Below are 549 nucleotides of genomic sequence, written 5' to 3'. Positions count from 1 at the left end.
GAAGGCCGGCCGGCAGCTGTGGGCCGCGCTCGCCCACGACCGGCCGATCCCGGCGTCCGCCACCGCGCGGTCGGCCGGCGACAGGGGCGACGCGGGCGAGGTCGTACGGTGACGGCCCGGGCCGTCCCGGCAGACCGGCGGCCCCCCTCAGGGGCGCCGCCTTCCGTTCACCGGCCGGTCGCGCAACGTGCCCGGACCGCCCGGGAATAGTCACGCCCCCTTCCCCGTTTTGGGAGATACGGCCGGTCCTGGCAGACTGGTACGTCGGCCCCGGTTCACGGACGCGCAATCCGCGCGTGCGACCCGGCGCCCTCCCGAATCTAGGAGACACCTTGAAGCGCGACATTCACCCCGAGTACGTCGAGACGCAGGTCAGCTGCACCTGTGGCGCGTCGTTCACGACCCGGAGCACCATCGGCGGCGGCGCCATCCGTGCCGACGTCTGCTCCGAGTGCCACCCGTTCTACACGGGCAAGCAGAAGATCCTCGACACCGGTGGCCGTGTGGCCCGCTTCGAGGCCCGCTTCGGCAAGGCTGCCGGCTCCGCCC

At 73.2% G+C, this 549-nt stretch carries 1 protein-coding gene and 1 pseudogene; both read left to right on the top strand.

Annotated features, from left to right (window positions below):
- Nucleotides 1-112 (top strand): annotated as a pseudogene (locus IH13_RS44495) (LytR family transcriptional regulator); the annotation flags it as partial.
- Between the two features lie 220 nt (nt 113-332).
- Nucleotides 333-549, top strand: a 217-nt coding sequence (gene rpmE / locus IH13_RS43380) for a 50S ribosomal protein L31 (RefSeq protein ID WP_031082937.1), incomplete at its 3' end; no start/stop codon positions are given.

Source organism: Streptomyces sp. NRRL WC-3549 (genome assembly GCF_000721935.1).
Classification (GTDB): Bacteria; Actinomycetota; Actinomycetes; order Streptomycetales; family Streptomycetaceae; genus Streptomyces.
This window is presented reverse-complemented; position numbering and strand designations above follow the sequence as displayed.